Below are 14,855 nucleotides of genomic sequence, written 5' to 3'. Positions count from 1 at the left end.
AGCGATTTCCAGGCAGGTTCGAGACAATGATGTTGACGGTTTTTGGGCCGCGAGTATACCGGAATATGAGTTTAATCAATACTGAAGATTCGCCAGAGCAATGCAAACGCCGCTCCGCGTACCGCTGACCTATCAGCCTAACACTGTGCAATAATCCATCGCTGAAATTCATCCTTTTGCGTAGCGCCCAGCCATGAGCGACCCTTATCTCTTACTCGCTGAATGTGAACGCGAGCAATTGCATCGCCTCCAGGCGATCCAACCTTGGGGTTGCCTGCTCGGCGGACAGCCAGGCAGTCCGATCATCCGCTTTGCCAGCGCCAATCTCGCCGAATGGACGGGCTGGGCTCCGGAGTCGGTGCTGGGAAGGTCCATTGCTGAGCTCCTGCCCGGCTTGATGCCATGCGATGAGTCGAGTCCCCTGGCAGAGACGGCTGAGTCCTGGACACAAGGGGGGGCAGACAAAAGGTTTTATGCCGATCTTCTGACTGGCCCGCGCGGGACACTGGACGCCCTGATGTCTTGCAGCGGAGAGACCTGGTTGATTGAGTTCGAGGCTTGCCTATCTGCGGATCAGCGCATTGCAGCCTACCGCCCAGTGCCGCATCGCTTGTATCGCATGCCTTATACCGACGATGATTGGGCTGGCCATTGCCAGTATCTGGCCGATGAGATCCGTGCCGCGCTAGGCTTTGAACGGGTCATGATCTACCGCTTTCGCGAGGATGGCTGCGGCGAGGTGATCACCGAAAGCCTAGAGTCAGGGCTTCCCCCTTATCTCGGCCTGCGCTATCCGGCCTCGGATATCCCGCAGATTGCGCGCAAGCTCTATCAGCTTAACTCGCACCGCCAGATCCCCGATATCCACGCCGCCTCGGTACCGATCTTGAGCCTTGAGGCAGGGGAGGTCGCGGATCTATCGCTCTCCGATCTGCGCGCTGTATCGCCGGTGCATCTCGAATATCTCAACAACATGGGGGTGACGGCCTCCATCTCGTTCTCGATCCTGATCAAGGACGAGTTGTGGGGCTTGGTTGCCTGCCACCACTCGCAGCCGCGTTATCTGCCCTTGCCGGTCCGCCTGCGTTGTGCCGACATAGCCCAGGTCTTCGCCCTAGCGGTCGTGGGTTATCAGAGCACGCGCCGCCTCTTGGATTTGAGCGAGAGCGATCAAGAGATCATGACTTTGCTCTCGGCCTTGCGCTTCGTGGATGCGCAGAATGGGTCCGATCTGCTCGTATTTCATGACATCGGCCAGGCGCAACTCAATGAGCCGGCCCTGGGTCAGGCCCTCTTGTCGCTGGTACGCGCCACGGGCGCCGCACTGATCGACGACTCGATGATTGTGACCTTTGGTCAGACGCCGGATGCTGCCGACATCCGGGCGCTGATCGACTGGATCAAGGCGGAGGCCAAGGAACCGATCTTTGCCACCGACCGCCTGCCCCAGCTCTTCCCCGATGCCCTTGCCTTTGCCCAGCAGGCCAGCGGCATGCTGGCGATTCGGGTCTATCACGAGCATGGCGACCGTTGGTTTGTCTGGTGGCGTCCTGAACAGCCACAGACCGTCTGTTGGGCCGGGGACCCGCGCAAGAGCACCCTCTTCGATGAACAGCGTCAAGTGCTCTCGCCGCGTTCGTCCTTTGAGCGCTGGATCGAGACCAGCGCCCGGCAGTCCGAGCCCTGGAGCGATGCCGATCTATTGCGTGCCAAGAAGTTCAGGAGGCTGGTGTTGCATGACGTCAATGCCAAGATCCTGGGGCGTTGACCGCAATGGAGTGCAAGGAGCGATCGATGCAGGGGATTAACCGCCGAACGCTGGTCTGTTTGCAACATGTCCCTTTTGAGGGACCGGGCGTCATCGCCGACTGGTCGCGCCAGCGCGGCCATCGCCTTATCCCTGTAAATCTCTTCGCCCAGAAGGAGCTGCCTGCCCCCACTGAACTGGATGTGCTGGTGGTGATGGGCGGGCCGATGGGCGTCGATGATGAATCGGCCTATTCTTGGTTGAAGGCCGAAAAGCGCTTGATCGCCGACTGTATCCACGCCGGCAAGCAGGTCATTGGGGTCTGTCTCGGCGCACAGCTCATCGCCCAGGTCTTGGGGGCACGCGTCTATCGCCATCGCCATGCTGAGATCGGTTGGTTTCCGATCGGTTTGACGGATAGGGCCAGGGCACATCCGTTAATGGCTGGGCTACCTGCAGAGATCCTCGCCTTCCACTGGCACAATGACACCTTCGATTTGCCGCATGGTGCCCTCCATCTGGCCCACAGCGCTGCCTGTGAACGCCAGGCATTTCTCTATGATGGGCGCGTGCTGGGTCTGCAATGTCACCTCGAGATCACGCCCCAGGGCCTGTGGGATCTGATCAGTCATGACGCCGACTCACTGCAACCCGGCCCCTTTGTCCAAACCGCTGATCAGATGTTGGCAATAGGTGCGGATGGGTTTGCCCAGATCCATCGCACCCTCTTTGATCTTTTGGATCGTCTCTGACGTCTAGACTGCTCTCAAGAAAGTGCGCAAACAGGCGCACTGTTCTCTTCCTGCCCCGAATGCGGAGCGCATTCGTCTCTGACAGGTGTGACTTTCCCGACTACGGCAGAGACCCTCTCTGCTGTAGCGCCGCCGTTACCGGACGGACTCGCCACGGGTAGGGCAGTTGCGGTTGCCAGCCGTTTGAGATTGAGCGCGGCATTGATGTCCCGATCATGGCGCGTGCCGCATTGAGGACACGTCCATTCCCGATCCTTCAACGCCAACATCTCATTCTCCCAACCACAGACCGAACACAGGCGGCTGCTCGGATCCCAGCGATCAGCTAAAACCAACCAGACGCCGTAGCGTTTCGCCTTAAGGCCGCTCGGACATTGGCAATGCGTGCGTGCAGCCTTGCCAACATCGCAGAGGATTTCCTTCGATTCTTCAAGATCGGCAGCCTCGTGCCTTTTGGCAGTCTGGCCCTTGGCGCAAACCCAGCCCCAACCTTGGCCGCATCAACCTTGCAGGAAAGGCGTCTGCCTCGAATCCTGAGACGACGAAGCGCAGAGGAGATTCAATAGACTCGCCATTGGAAAGCCTGGCCGCCGCCTCAACGCCCAGGTCAACACCAGTCGTTTCATGCGCCTGCGATAGAACGCAGCATCGACCACTTCAACCTGAATGGCGACGAACCTGCGATCCGCAGTACGCGAAACGGTCGAACCAAGAATCTTGCCATTTCCACTCGGCAAGCGCCCAATTCCAGACACACCGCCCCGTACCGCAGGCGCAGGTGAAGTAAACCGCCTGCTCAGGCGTCGGACAAAGGGCGATTTTGTGGGTCAGTTGCATGGCTTACTCATTGGTGTTCTGTCGAACGCCAAACAATTTCGCTAGATTCATGAGCTAATCAGATTCAATCATGATCACTCATGACTCACCCCCTTTCTTAATACCTCGTCCAGCTTTTTTCGATAGTTCCTCAACCCATACAGCCTGGACGAAAAACAATGCACGATAGTCATTAAGTCCTGCACCATCTCCCGCTCTGGCGAGAGCCGTTCTTGATTAAGCACCAGCACTTCACAACCGTGCGTTCTGGCGTAATGCTCGAACCACTCAAAACCAAAGCGGGTCAACCTGTCTTTGTGAGCAAGGATCAGGGTCTTGACCTCTTTCCTCAACGAACTCGACATTCGACAAGCCTTTCGCCACATCAAACTCTTCCAACACCTTGCGCTGGTCGGCGAGGTCTGGCTTCTGCGCAGCACTGGATACGCGACAGTAGGCATCAATCCGCATTGGCTCTGATACCTTACTGCGCAAGCCAATCAACTCGCGGATTTGTGCCTTGCGACTGTTCGCGCCACCAGGATCAAACCCCCTTCGCGCTCCCAGCGTTGCAAGGTCTTGACCAAGACGCCAAGCCGCTTCGCCGCCTTGCCTGTGCCCATCATCGCGCTTTCCATGTGGAAAATTATCCACTATCACGCACAGCTTGTAATACTAGGGTTGGCTCCCTCCCAAAATGGCGCACCAAGGCATCGAGCCCGCCGTTAAACCCCTGGCCGGTTGCGCTGAGGCGCCAGGACCCTCCTTGCGATAGATCTCCGCCAGGATCAAGGCCCGCTCCTCGGCAAAATCCGAGCCTTGAAAAGGAAAGACCAGTTGTTCACGACCCTCGGCGACCAGGGCCAGCCTACTCTGGGTCAATTGGCGCATCGTCCCCGGTCCATCGATCGCCGCCACCAAGACCAATCGCTCGATGCCGGCCGGCAGGCGATCGAGCGCTAGCCGAAAGCCACCGTCAAAACCCGCAGGTGCAGCGAGAGAGACACCCCCGCAGGGCGTTTGCGGCTGATTATAAAAGGTCATGTAATGTGCTCATCCGCTAGCCGCCCAGCGCCATCCAGCCCAAAACACGAGAGATCTGCCCTCAACCCTGCCAGCGCCACCCCGACCTCAAAGCCCATCCCCGGCAGCACCTCTGAAAGCCTTAGCCGTTGACCGCGTTGTACCTGCATCTCCATCCCCCTGTCCTCTATCAATCACCCTGAAATATAGGAAAAGCGCCTGTCCATCCCGCGCGATCCGGCCCTGATGGAAATATAGGACCGGCCGGGATAGATACCTGGCCCCGCTTCCCTTCAAAACATTGACATGCTAGCCAGCTCATCGGGAAACCCGATTAAATTGCTCAGCGTCATTGCGAACCTTAGGGAGGCAATCCAAGAAACATCTAAATCAGCGTTTCCTTAGGCTGGGCGTTTATTGTCGTTTTGCCTCATCGAACCTGATGAGTTGTTGCAGTAGTTGCAACAAGATCGCTGTACAAAAATCGCCAACGCCATTATTGATCCGAAACCAATGAACTTATATTACGCGGCATCATGGAGCTTGGGATGCTGGAAGTAGCACATGATGCGTTGGGGGGAATTGAGAAGGCGGCGCAGGTGGCTGACGGTCGCCTTCTTCAGATCGCCCTTGGCGCGGGAGGGCGCCTGCGCGGTGATGGTGGCCTTGAGCATCTCGTTGGGGTTCAGTGCTGGGCTGTAGGGGGGGAGGGAGGACGCCTCGATTTGATTGGCGCATGCAGCCAGCCAGGCTTTGACTGGCTTGGTGTGATGCACGCGCAGGTTGTCGAGGATGAGGAAGATCTTCTTGCCCCTGGCGTCCTTGACGAGCCGCTTCATGAAGTCGATCAGGATGTCGGCGTTCATCGCCCCCGCGAACGCCTTCCGACGCACCTTGCCGCGGTTGGTCAGCGTCGAGATCACCGACAGGCCTTCGCGACGGTGCGTGACGCGAATCTCGGACGTCTTGATCGCCGGCGCATAAGAGCGCCCGCGCACCTCGTCCGAGCGCAGCCCCGTTTCATCGCCCCAGTGGATTTCGGCGCCCTCGGCCTTGGCGCGCCGGGCAATGTCCGGGTAGGTCTCCTCAAGCCACGTCTTGCCCGCCGGCGGGCTTTGCTCATAGGCGCGCCGAATCGGTTTCTGGGGCGTCAATCCCCAGCGCACCATGTACTTGCCTTCCCCCTGCGGCCTGAGCTCGATGCCAAAACGGTCGAGGATCAACTGCCACAGCGCAAACGGCAGCTTCAGCTGATCCGGTGTCCCGTCGCACATGAGCTTGCGTATCTGGGCGTCCTGCTCCGCCAACAGCGCCCGCTTCTCACCCACCTTGCGCCCACCCCCCTTGCCCTGATGTCGAACACCCCTGCGCCCAACAATCCCCTCTGCGCGCCTATCGCTTCATACGTCCAGCCACGCCGCCGCTCTTCGCGCGCCGCAAACGACAGCAATCTCATGTCTCGTCTTTCCATGCCCACGACATCAGGACAGCTCACTCAATTTCAAAAGCATGTGTTTCTTAGAGGGCGACTGCGATGGCCGAGGCCCCGGCCCCGGCGATGAGGGTGCGTTTCATCTGCGTTGGACCTCCAGTCCAAGGCTATTGAAATGCGCTTCAAGCTCGCGCGCGATGTCTTCGCCGACCGTCTCGACCTGGAGGCCGAGGGCTATCCCTTTGTGGAGATCGAACGCGGGCGCTGGAGGATTGACCGAACCCGCCTGATTTCCGAGGTAAAGGTCAACCTGCACGAGGCGCTGACGCTTTACCTGGCGACGCGCAAGACCGCCCGGCAGACGCGCTTTCGCCACCCGCACGCCGCCAGCGGCATGGATAAACTGGCCGCCAACCGATGGCAGAACGCCTGCTCAAAACGGCAGAACGACTCGCCAACCGCGGCGAAGACTCGCAGAAGGTCAAGATCCTGGAAGCGGTGACTCAAGGCTGGGTGGGGCAGCGCAAGGTGCCCATCGAGTATCAGCGGCTCGGACGCGAAGGTCTCACCCTCCACACCATCAGCCCGTATCTCATCGAGCCGTCCATCTGGAGCGACAGCATCTACGTCATTGTCCAGAGTGACTTCGACGACAACATCTAGGCCTTCAAGATCGAGCGCATCCTGAACGCCCTTTTAACCGGAGAGACCTTTGAGATCCCCGCCGCGTTTAACGATGAGCGGCTGCTCAAACACGCCTGGGGCATCTGGTACGCCGACCGTCCGCCCCTCACGGTCAAACTGCGCTTCTTCCCCAACCCCGCGGTGATTCAACGCCTGGAGGAAAGCGTTTGGCACCCATTGGAACGGGTTGAACCGACCGAAGACGGCGGGCGCATGTGGAGCGTGGAGATTGCCGAATGGCGCGAAATGCTCCCTTGGATTCGCGGCTGGGGGGCGGATGTGGAGGTGTTGGAGCCAAAGGAATTGCGCGAGGCGCTGGAGAAGGAGGCGCGGAGGCTGGCGAGGGTGTATGGGGTGGGAAGTCTCAGCGAGCCAAAAACGCGTTTCTTTGCCCATCGCCGCGCTGGGGAAGACCGTGAAAACTGGCAGCCGCTGATTGACCATTTGCGAAAAACCGCCGAAATGGCGCGCGACTTTGGCGCGGACGCCAATGTAGCAGATTTAGCATACATCGCGGGGTTGATTCACGACCTAGTTTCAAAAGCGGCTGGAGGGCGATCCGCGCGTAGACCATTCAACAGCGGGCGCGAAGGAACTGAAAACCCTGCTTGAAAACACGCCGCAAAAAGTCTTTGCCCAACTTTTGGTGTATCCCATCCTGGGACATCACGCGGGCTTGCCTGATTACGGCAGCGAGACCGACCTGGAAGGCAGCACCGTTTGCGGGCGGTTGAAAAACAACATCCCCCATTACGGCGAATACAAGAGTGAGTTGGATTTGTCGGCATTACCATTTCCACAGCGCTTGCCCATCCGTCCGTTGCGACTGCCAGTTATTCCCGAAAAGCCGCCTAAAGATTATTTTGGATTTTCGCTTTCCTTCCTGACGCGCATGATTTACTCGGCGCTGGTGGACGCCGACTTTCAGGAAACCGAAACTTACATGAAGGGCGCAAGGCCGCGCGGCGGACATGACGACATCCCAGCCCTGCGCGACAAACTGGATGCGCACCTTAATCAATTCGCAAACCCGACCAGCGACATCAACCGCAAGCGCAATGAGATACTTCAAGCGTGCATCGAGAAAGGAAAAACCGAAAAGCCTGGCTTCTTCTCGCTCACCGTACCGACGGGCGGCGGCAAGACGCTGGCTTCGATGGCGTTTGCCCTGCATCACGCCGCTGAACACGGCTTGAAGCGCGTCATCTACGTTATCCCGTTCACCACCATTATCGAGCAGAAGATGTGGATGATGCTATCTGCGGCGTAGTCGGTGCGGATTGCGGGCGTCTTCAAAGGCTTTTTGGGCGAAGAAAACGTGCTGGAACATCACTCCAATTTCGATTGGGAGGGCAAGAAACGCGAGGACGTCGATAACCGCACCAATAGCGTCCTTGCCAAACTCAAACTGGCGGCGGAGAACTGGGACATCCCCATCGTGGTCACAACCAATGTGCAGTTTTTTGAGTCGCTGTTTGCCAACAAATCATCGCGCTGTCGCAAATTGCACAACATCGCCAAAAGCGTGATTATCTTCGACGAAGCCCAAATGCTGCCGCGCGAATATATGCGTCCTGCAATGGCGGCGGTGTGGGAACTGGTGACCAACTACGGCGCGAGTGCGGTCTTTTGCACCGCCACCCAGCCAGGGCTGGAGCGCTTCCTGCCCGCAGAGACAAAGGTCACCGAACTGGCGCCCAACCCGCAGGAATTGTTCGACTTTTACAAGCGCGTGGAAGTGAAACATTTGGGAACACTGACTGATGAGGAATTGCTCGCCCGTCTGAACGCGCACGAGCAAGCCCTGTGCATCGTCAACACCCGCCGCCACGCCAGCGGATTGTTCAGCGGGCTGCGCGGTGAAGGGAATTACCACCTTTCGACGCTGATGTGTCCTGCGCACCGCAGAGAGAAGTTGAAGGAGGTTGAGCAAAGACTGAAGGACAAACAGCCCTGTCGCGTGGTTTCCACAACGGTAATGGAGGCGGGCATTGACGTGGATTTTCCCGTCGGTTACCGCGCCCTGAGCGGGCTGGATTCCATCAACCAGGCAGCGGGGCGCGTCAACCGCGAGATGAAGCGCGGCGTGAGCGAGATGTTCGTTTTCGAGCCAAAGTTCGGCATTCATCAAGAAAACGCCGTCCTTCCTGAAACAGACAGCAGAAGTCGCCCGCATGGTCTTGCGTGACCATGCAAAAGCGCCGATGTACAACCTGCAAGACCCGCAGGCGTTCGATTACAAACGCATCATGGAATGCTTCGAGGACGCCGAGGGCAGGTTCGAGTTTGAGACGGCGGCGCACGCCTTCCAAATTATCGATGACCCGACCGTGACGGTGATTATCCCCTACAACGAGGAGGCAGAGCGGCTCATCGAGGAGTTGAAATACACCGAGTATCCCTTCTCCACACTGCGGAAACTTCAGCCCTACACGGTCTCAATTTACGAGGGCGAGTTCGATAAACTCAGTTCGAAAGGAGTGATTTTGACCATTGATGATACCTATCACGTTCTCAATCCAGACGCCATGAAAGAGTATTATGACCCGCATCGCGGTCTGCTTGTCCCCGAAAGCGGCGGCGGGGATGGGTTGTTGTTCTAATTTGCCAAGTGTCACTGCGAGGAGGGCGAAGCCCGACGAAGCAATCCCCTGTTCCGACGAGATTGCTTCGCCCCTGCGGGTCTCGCAATGACATAAAAACACGAAAAGAGGTTTGACACATGGGATACGGTATCACCATCCGAGTTCAGGGACCCTACGCCCTATTCACCCATCCCGAAATGAAAGTGGAGCGCGTCAGTTACGGCGTTATCACCCCATCGGCGGCGCGCGGCATTATCGAGGGGGTCTATTGGAAGCCCGCCATCCGCTGGGTGATCGATAAAACACACGTCCTGCGCGAAATCGAGTTCACCAACATCCGCCGCAACGAGGTGAGCGATAAAGCGTCGGTAGACAACGCTTTGCAGGTGATAAATGGCGCCAATAAGCCGCTCTATATCGCCGCCACGGAGTCTCGCCAGCAGCGCGCCGCCATGGTCTTGAAGGATGTGGATTACGTCATCGAAGCACACTTTGAGAAGGTAGAGAAGGAATGGGGCGAACGCGACACGGAAGAAGGATATTACAACATCGTCTTGCGCCGCCTGCGCAACGGACAGCATTTCCATGCCCCCTGCCTGGGGACGCGTGAGTTCCCTGCCAAAGTGACGCTCATCGAAGAGAAAGGCGCAATCCCCAAAAGCCCGCTGACGGGCAAGCGCGACCTGGGCTATATGCTCTACGACCTGGATTTCTCCAATCCGCGCGACATTCAGCCGATGTTCTTCCGCGCCATTATGGAAGACGGCATGGTTGTCGTGCCAAAGCCTGAGGAGGTGCGGCGATGATTTTGCCGTCGCTCTACAACTACTACCAGATTTTGCTGGATGACCCAGACGTGGAGATTGCCGAGCCTGGGTACAGCGCGGCGAAAATTAGTTTTGCGCTCAATCTTTCACCCGAAGGCGAGTTGCTGGACATTATTCCCTTCTCAGTTCCAGTTCAGCAAGGGAAGAAGACGGTAAATCGCCCCAAGCGCATGAATGTTCCCGAACAAGTCAAGCGCAGCGTGAACGTGACCGCAAACTTTTTGCGTGATAATGCCGCCTATGTGCTGGGGCTGACAGGCAAAAAAGCCAAAGACCCAGCGTATGCCTAAAAGCGTTTCGAGGCGTTTCAAAAGTTGAACATCGAAATTCTTGAGAAAGCCAATTCCCCTTCGGCGCGCGCGGTCATTGCTTTTCTGAAACAGCACAACCCGCAAACAGCATCTCAGCATTCTGGGATTGCTCGCCATCTGGAAGGATTGCTGGAAGGCGGCAATCTCATTTTTCAGGTACGAGGAAAGAACGTGCTGGACGACCCTGAAATTCGGCGTGTTTGGGAAGAATCTAGGACAGGGAGACAAGCGACTGAGATGCAATGCCTGGTCACGCGACAAAAAGAGCCTGTTGCGCGCCTGCATCCTGACATCAAGGGCGTCCCATGAGCTTCCCTCTGTTTTTCGTCTTCCAACCTATTGGCATTATGCCGCCAATTTCTGCTCATGCTGAGCGCTGATCCAGCCCTCCAGGAACTTCATGGGCGAGGCGTAGCCGAGCGGCGAATGCTTTCGCCTGCGGTTGTAGAACGGCTCGATGTGGTCGAACAGATCGGCCGCCGTTGCATCCCGCGTGCCGTAGCGGGTGCCATGCACCCGCTCATTCTTCAAGCTGTTGAAGAAGCTCTCGGTCGGCGCGTTATCCCAGCAGTTCCCCTTGCGGCTCATCGAGCAGATCATGCCGTACTCTTTCAGCCGCGCCTGAAAGGCGCCACTTGCATACTGGCTTCCCCGGTCGGAGTGATGAATCAGCCCCGGGGTCGGCTTCTTGCGGAACCACGCCATGGTCAGGGCGTCAATGACGATGTCCGTCGTCATCCTTGGCTTGATCGACCAGCCCACGACTTCCCTGTTGAACAGATCGAGGACCATGGCCAGGTAGGGCCAACCTTCATCGGTCCAGATGTAGGTCAGATCAGCCGTCCAGACCTGATTCGGCGCTACCGGCAGGCTGTGCCTGGAATCCGTCGTCGCCTTGAATCGCCGCTTGTGGCGGGCACGGATACCGTTCTCGCGCATCAGGCGTTCGACGCGTTCCTTGCTCTCCGGAAAGCCGCGCTCCCGCAACTCCCGCGTGATGCGCGGGCTGCCGTAGGCCCCTTTCAGTTCAGCGTGGATGGCGCGGATCAGCGCCAGCATCTGCGTATCCGTGAGCCGTTTGCGTTCCGCCGTGCCGCCGCGCTTCCAGGCGCGGTAGCCGCTGGCGCTCACCGCCAGCGCCTCGCACATTCCCGTCAGTTCGAATTCCTTCCGATGCGCGTCGATCCACGCGTACTTCATAGCGCATCTCTCGCAAAGTACGCCGCCGCTTTTTTTAGGATTTCGTTCTCGCGCTTGAGCCGAACGTTCTCCGCCCGCACCCGCGAGAGCTCCATTTGCTCCGGCGTGACCGGCTTCGTGCCAGGGCCGTTGAGCTTGCCCGCCTCGAACGCCTTGACCCAGTTGCGCAGCGTCTGCTCGATCAGCCCCAGCTCCTTCGCTACCACCCCAACCGTCTGGCCCGTCTTTACCCGCTTTACCGCCAACTCCCGAAATTCGGCCGTGTATTCCTGCTTCGGTATCTTTTTCAACTTCGTTGCTCCTTCCAATCTACGGGGCGTTATACCCCATCCCTTGGAAGACGAAATTTCGGGGGAAGCTCACCAGGAGCGCAAACAAAAGGCGCATCGTTGGTAAGTTTCAATCTGGATGCGTTTACTTCTTATGGGAAGGAATAGGGCGCAAATTCTCCCATCAGCCAACGCGTTGCATCGGGCTATGGTGTTGCGCTCAACTACTTGCTTTCCAGGTAAAACCCCAACCGTCCAATTTTTCTTGGCGATACTATTGATACTACTGTCGTCTATTGAGCGGACACGGCTGACAAACGTTATGCCAGTGCGTTCTAATCTTTTCTCCATCCAGAGTTCCAGCAGGAACAAGAAGAGAGCGAACCCGAAGAAAACAAAGGCAAGCGCAAGCGAGCCAAAGAAGCGGAAAAGGAAATGGGTCAAGTGGCTGAATCGGTACGGCAGGGAAAAGCGATTGACCTTGCCGCCTTGCGCAAAGGCTTGGATGAAAGTACGCGCTTCTACGTATTGGGACTCGCCCCAAATGCTTCGCGCCTGGCCGTGCGCTTCTTCCTCACCGAACCGTTTGGCGTGTTCGCCGAGCGCATCATGCAGCATTACGACGACCTGCAAATCGAAAAGGAATATGCCAATCAGCCAGCCTACATCTCGCCCTACCGCATCCTTGCCGAGTGCGTCTCGCCCAAAGTAACCCAGCGCGACGACGATGTGAAGAAGTCCTGGTCGCTATTGGGCGGGGCATTCATGCGTTCCATTCTCAAGGGCGGCCCTACCCCGAAGGGCTGTATGTCGCCATACTTAACCGCATCCGCCGCGACTCGGACGAAACCAGCGAGAAGGGCAAAGCGCGCAGCGTCAAAATCAACTACATTCGCGCCGCGTACATCAAGGCGCATCTCATCCCTAAGTACCGCCGTGGATGCAATAATCCCTATCAGGAGGCCTTGCAAATGTCACTCAATGAATCCTATACCCATCCCGCCTATGTGCTGGGACGCCTGTTCGCTGTGCTGGAAGACTTGTAAGTCGAAGCGGCCAAGCCCGTCAAACTCAATTCCACCATCAAAGACCGCCAAAGACCGCTACTTCACTTCTGCTTCGGCAAACCCCGCCAGCGTTTTCCCAACCTTGTTGCGACTTGCTCATCATCATATCGAAAAATCGCAATATGGCCATGTAAGTGACAGGAGAATCAAAGATTTACTCAACATGCTCGACGCCAAGCCCTTTCCCACTCGGTTAACGCTGGAAGAACAAGGCGTGTTTGTGCTGGGTTACTATCACCAGCGCGCCGCGTTCTACGCAAAGAAGGACAATGGCGAGGAAACAAACCAATCTGAATAACGATGTCACTGCGAGCCCGTAGAGCGAAGCAGTCTCCAGTTTGAGTTGAGATTGCTTCGGGCTTCGCCCTCGCAATGACACTAAAAACATCAATCAAACAATTTTATTCAAAAAAGGAGATATTCATGACCATTCTTTCCAACCGCTACGAATTCGTTATGCTCTACGACGTGGAGAACGGCAACCCCAACGGCGACCCCGATGCGGGCAATATGCCGCGCATTGACCCCGAAACGGGCTACAGTATCATCACCGATGTCTGCCTGAAGCGCAAAATCCGCAACTATATGGAGATGGTCAAGGGCGGCACACCAGGTTACCGCATTTACATCAAGGAAGGCATTCCGCTGAACGCCAATCACAAAGAAGCCTATCTCGCCGTCGGTCTTGAACCTGGCAAGAAAGCCGACGTCGCTGGCGTGAACAAAGCCCGCGCCTGAATGTGCCAGAACTTTTACGACATCCGCACCTTTGGCGCAGTCTTGAGCGTGGGCGATAACTGTGGTCAGGTACGCGGACCTGTGCAACTGAACTTTTCCCGCAGCATTGACCCCATCGTCCAGCAGGAAGTGACCATCACCCGCCTGACCGTCACCCCCGAAGACGAAGCCGACAAAGAACGCACGATGGGCCGCAAGCACATCGTCCCCTATGCCTTGTACCGCGTGGAAGGCTACATCTCCGCCAAACTCGCCAACGACCCGACTAAAGGCACGGGCTTTTCGGAAGAAGACCTGAACCTGTTCTGGGAGGCGCTCATCAACATGTTCGAGCATGACCGCTCGGCGGCGCGCGGCAAGATGGCCACCCGCAAGTTGTTCGTTTTCAAGCACGACAGCGACCTGGGCAACGCCCCTGCACACAAGTTTTTCGAGTTGGTCAAGGTCGAGCGCAAGCCCGAAGCCAATCCCCCGCGCTGTTTTGGCGATTATGTCGTGACGGTGGACAAGGCGAGCGTGCCGCAAGGCGTGCAGTTGATTGAGAAGTCGTAATGGCATGTCATTGCGAGCTGCGGAGCAGCGAAGCAATCTCCTGTTTTTGGAGCGCCTTCCCGTGCAAGGGGATTGCTTCGTCGTCGCCCATTCGGGGCTCCTCCTCGCAATGACGTGTCCTATAAAATCACTTATCTCAATGGCCAGATTTGTATTAGCAAAGACCTTACAACTTTCAACTACCTAGAAGCGGGGATGGTAAACTGATTGAAAGAGATTTCACGCCAGAATCAGCTCCCTATTTCCGCACTGGAGCATTGGGTCTATTGCCCGCGCCAGTGCGGGATTATTCATCTAGATGGCGAGTTTGAGGACGATATCCATACCGCCAGGGGTCAAGCTGTTCATCGATTAGTGCGCGAACCCACATGTGAGATAAAAAATGGAATCAAATTAGAACGCTCATTGCCGTTGTGGTCAGATCGCTTGGGCCTGATTGGCAAGGCCGATCTCGTAGATTTTCATCCAAATGGAACCATTTTTCCCGTCGAGTTTAAACATGGTCGCAAGCGCCAGAAACTTCATGATGATATCCAACTTACCGCTCAAGCGATGTGTTTAGAAGAGATGCTCGGGCGACCTGTGCCGCGAGGTGCTATCTATCAGGCAAGCAGTAAATGCCGGCGCGAGGTGGAGATCACACTGGACCTGCTGCAGCGGGTTGAAGCGGGTTGAAGAGACCATTCGCGCCATTAACACCATGCTGGAATCCGGTCGCCTGCCAATGCCGGCACACGATGCTCGCTGTCGCGAATGCTCGCTTAAATCGCTTTGTCAACCCGAAGCGATAAGTGCTAAAGCACGCCATGCTGAGCTTAGCCGTGCCCTCTACATTTTGGACGAAACCTAAAT

18 protein-coding genes and 4 pseudogenes are annotated in these 14,855 nt (G+C 57.0%); 15 read left to right on the top strand and 7 right to left on the bottom strand.

Going from position 1 to position 14,855, the window contains the following annotated elements:
• Nucleotides 1-193 precede the first annotated feature (193 nt).
• Complete coding sequence (locus GWK36_RS08090; RefSeq protein WP_166270708.1) at nt 194-1,768, top strand: GAF domain-containing protein; 1,575 nt, start codon at nt 194-196, stop codon at nt 1,766-1,768.
• 26 nt (nt 1,769-1,794) lie between these two features.
• Nucleotides 1,795-2,499, top strand: a complete 705-nt coding sequence (locus GWK36_RS08085) for a type 1 glutamine amidotransferase (RefSeq protein ID WP_166270707.1) — start codon at nt 1,795-1,797, stop codon at nt 2,497-2,499.
• 14 nt (nt 2,500-2,513) lie between these two features.
• Here the strand turns inward: GWK36_RS08085 and GWK36_RS14965 are convergent, their stop codons facing one another.
• The 6 genes and pseudogenes from GWK36_RS14965 to GWK36_RS08065 all read right to left on the bottom strand — a co-directional run bounded on the left by GWK36_RS14965 (nt 2,514) and on the right by GWK36_RS08065 (nt 5,809).
• On the bottom strand, nt 2,514-2,834 hold the full coding sequence (locus GWK36_RS14965) for a zinc ribbon domain-containing protein (RefSeq protein ID WP_210756732.1): 321 nt from the start codon (nt 2,832-2,834) through the stop codon (nt 2,514-2,516).
• Between the two features lie 322 nt (nt 2,835-3,156).
• Nucleotides 3,157-3,336 carry a helix-turn-helix domain-containing protein gene (locus GWK36_RS16075; RefSeq protein ID WP_210756731.1) on the bottom strand — a complete coding sequence of 60 codons (180 nt, stop codon included), beginning with the start codon at nt 3,334-3,336 and terminating at the stop codon, nt 3,157-3,159.
• Nucleotides 3,337-3,603: 267 nt separating this feature from the next.
• Complete coding sequence (locus tag GWK36_RS15865) at nt 3,604-3,969, bottom strand: hypothetical protein (RefSeq protein ID WP_343033111.1); 366 nt, start codon at nt 3,967-3,969, stop codon at nt 3,604-3,606.
• Between the two features lie 21 nt (nt 3,970-3,990).
• Nucleotides 3,991-4,359, bottom strand: coding sequence for a TerD family protein (locus GWK36_RS08070; protein ID WP_210756730.1), 369 nt, complete (start codon nt 4,357-4,359; stop codon nt 3,991-3,993).
• Nucleotides 4,356-4,514 carry a hypothetical protein gene (locus GWK36_RS14955; protein ID WP_210756729.1) on the bottom strand — a complete coding sequence of 53 codons (159 nt, stop codon included), beginning with the start codon at nt 4,512-4,514 and terminating at the stop codon, nt 4,356-4,358. Before GWK36_RS14955 ends, GWK36_RS08070 begins: the two co-directional genes overlap by 4 nt.
• 348 nt (nt 4,515-4,862) lie before the next feature.
• Nucleotides 4,863-5,809, bottom strand: a pseudogene (locus tag GWK36_RS08065) (IS630 family transposase).
• Between the two features lie 136 nt (nt 5,810-5,945).
• Here GWK36_RS08065 and GWK36_RS08060 point away from each other — a divergent pair.
• The 8 genes and pseudogenes from GWK36_RS08060 (at nt 5,946) to GWK36_RS15385 (ending at nt 10,486) form a co-directional block, all read left to right on the top strand.
• Nucleotides 5,946-6,272, top strand: a complete 327-nt coding sequence (locus GWK36_RS08060) for a hypothetical protein (RefSeq protein WP_166270706.1) — start codon at nt 5,946-5,948, stop codon at nt 6,270-6,272.
• Complete coding sequence (locus GWK36_RS08055; RefSeq protein WP_166270705.1) at nt 6,269-6,433, top strand: hypothetical protein; 165 nt, start codon at nt 6,269-6,271, stop codon at nt 6,431-6,433. Before GWK36_RS08060 ends, GWK36_RS08055 begins: the two co-directional genes overlap by 4 nt.
• A gap of 162 nt (nt 6,434-6,595) precedes the next feature.
• Nucleotides 6,596-7,066: a WYL domain-containing protein gene (locus tag GWK36_RS08050; RefSeq protein ID WP_484478974.1), complete on the top strand. Its 471-nt coding sequence runs from the start codon at nt 6,596-6,598 to the stop codon at nt 7,064-7,066.
• The gene (locus tag GWK36_RS08045) at nt 7,002-7,724 is read left to right on the top strand and encodes a CRISPR-associated helicase/endonuclease Cas3 (RefSeq protein ID WP_343033167.1); all 723 of its coding nucleotides are present in this window, start codon (nt 7,002-7,004) and stop codon (nt 7,722-7,724) included. Before GWK36_RS08050 ends, GWK36_RS08045 begins: the two co-directional genes overlap by 65 nt.
• A 3-nt stretch (nt 7,725-7,727) precedes the next feature.
• Nucleotides 7,728-8,642 carry a CRISPR-associated helicase/endonuclease Cas3 gene (locus GWK36_RS08040; protein WP_166270703.1) on the top strand — a complete coding sequence of 305 codons (915 nt, stop codon included), beginning with the start codon at nt 7,728-7,730 and terminating at the stop codon, nt 8,640-8,642.
• Entirely contained in the window at nt 8,629-9,057 is a 429-nt protein-coding gene (locus GWK36_RS08035; RefSeq protein ID WP_166270702.1) for a hypothetical protein, read from the top strand. Before GWK36_RS08040 ends, GWK36_RS08035 begins: the two co-directional genes overlap by 14 nt.
• A 119-nt stretch (nt 9,058-9,176) precedes the next feature.
• Nucleotides 9,177-9,845: a type I-C CRISPR-associated protein Cas5c gene (gene cas5c / locus GWK36_RS08030; RefSeq protein WP_166270701.1), complete on the top strand. Its 669-nt coding sequence runs from the start codon at nt 9,177-9,179 to the stop codon at nt 9,843-9,845.
• Nucleotides 9,842-10,486: pseudogene (locus GWK36_RS15385) on the top strand (type I-C CRISPR-associated protein Cas8c/Csd1). The gene cas5c and the pseudogene GWK36_RS15385 overlap by 4 nt, the downstream one beginning before the upstream one ends.
• Before the next feature lie 36 nt (nt 10,487-10,522).
• Here GWK36_RS15385 and GWK36_RS08015 read toward each other — a convergent pair.
• Nucleotides 10,523-11,667, bottom strand: a protein-coding gene (locus GWK36_RS08015) for an IS3 family transposase (protein WP_425482745.1) whose coding sequence is annotated in 2 segments (ribosomal slippage) — nt 10,523-11,415 and nt 11,415-11,667 — 1,146 coding nt in all. Because the reading frame shifts where the segments join, the coding sequence is not laid out codon by codon here.
• A gap of 414 nt (nt 11,668-12,081) precedes the next feature.
• On the opposite strand from GWK36_RS08015, the pseudogene GWK36_RS16070 reads away from it, so the two are divergent.
• The 5 genes and pseudogenes from GWK36_RS16070 (at nt 12,082) to GWK36_RS15375 (ending at nt 14,853) form a co-directional block, all read left to right on the top strand.
• Nucleotides 12,082-12,692, top strand: a pseudogene (locus tag GWK36_RS16070) (type I-C CRISPR-associated protein Cas8c/Csd1).
• The gene (locus GWK36_RS16065; protein ID WP_425482744.1) at nt 12,628-13,011 is read left to right on the top strand and encodes a type I-C CRISPR-associated protein Cas8c/Csd1; all 384 of its coding nucleotides are present in this window, start codon (nt 12,628-12,630) and stop codon (nt 13,009-13,011) included. The pseudogene GWK36_RS16070 and the gene GWK36_RS16065 overlap by 65 nt, the downstream one beginning before the upstream one ends.
• A 74-nt stretch (nt 13,012-13,085) precedes the next feature.
• A pseudogene (cas7c, locus tag GWK36_RS08005) lies at nt 13,086-14,003 on the top strand (type I-C CRISPR-associated protein Cas7/Csd2).
• Between the two features lie 207 nt (nt 14,004-14,210).
• Nucleotides 14,211-14,678, top strand: coding sequence for a CRISPR-associated protein Cas4 (gene cas4, locus GWK36_RS08000; protein ID WP_246237492.1), 468 nt, complete (start codon nt 14,211-14,213; stop codon nt 14,676-14,678).
• A 25-nt stretch (nt 14,679-14,703) separates the two neighbouring features.
• A complete protein-coding gene (locus GWK36_RS15375; RefSeq protein ID WP_246237824.1) occupies nt 14,704-14,853 on the top strand; it encodes a hypothetical protein in 150 nt (49 codons plus the stop codon).
• Nucleotides 14,854-14,855: the final 2 nt, after the last annotated feature.

The organism is Caldichromatium japonicum (assembly GCF_011290485.1).
Lineage (GTDB): Bacteria > Pseudomonadota > Gammaproteobacteria > Chromatiales > Chromatiaceae > Thermochromatium > Thermochromatium japonicum.
The sequence above is the reverse complement of the archived record's forward strand: the minus strand, read 5'-3'. Positions and strand labels throughout refer to the sequence as shown.

Coding starts and splice junctions, on each gene's coding strand:
- GWK36_RS15375 (WP_246237824.1), top strand. CDS start 14,704: ATGCTGGAATCCGGTCGCCTGCCAATGCCGGCACACGATGCTCGCTGT.
- GWK36_RS16065 (WP_425482744.1), top strand. CDS start 12,628: ATGAATCCTATACCCATCCCGCCTATGTGCTGGGACGCCTGTTCGCTG.
- GWK36_RS16075 (WP_210756731.1), bottom strand. CDS start 3,336: ATGCAACTGACCCACAAAATCGCCCTTTGTCCGACGCCTGAGCAGGCG.
- GWK36_RS08060 (WP_166270706.1), top strand. CDS start 5,946: ATGCGCTTCAAGCTCGCGCGCGATGTCTTCGCCGACCGTCTCGACCTG.
- GWK36_RS08070 (WP_210756730.1), bottom strand. CDS start 4,359: ATGACCTTTTATAATCAGCCGCAAACGCCCTGCGGGGGTGTCTCTCTC.
- GWK36_RS14955 (WP_210756729.1), bottom strand. CDS start 4,514: ATGGAGATGCAGGTACAACGCGGTCAACGGCTAAGGCTTTCAGAGGTG.
- GWK36_RS08090 (WP_166270708.1), top strand. CDS start 194: ATGAGCGACCCTTATCTCTTACTCGCTGAATGTGAACGCGAGCAATTG.
- GWK36_RS08035 (WP_166270702.1), top strand. CDS start 8,629: ATGGTCTTGCGTGACCATGCAAAAGCGCCGATGTACAACCTGCAAGAC.
- GWK36_RS08085 (WP_166270707.1), top strand. CDS start 1,795: ATGCAGGGGATTAACCGCCGAACGCTGGTCTGTTTGCAACATGTCCCT.
- cas5c (WP_166270701.1), top strand. CDS start 9,177: ATGGGATACGGTATCACCATCCGAGTTCAGGGACCCTACGCCCTATTC.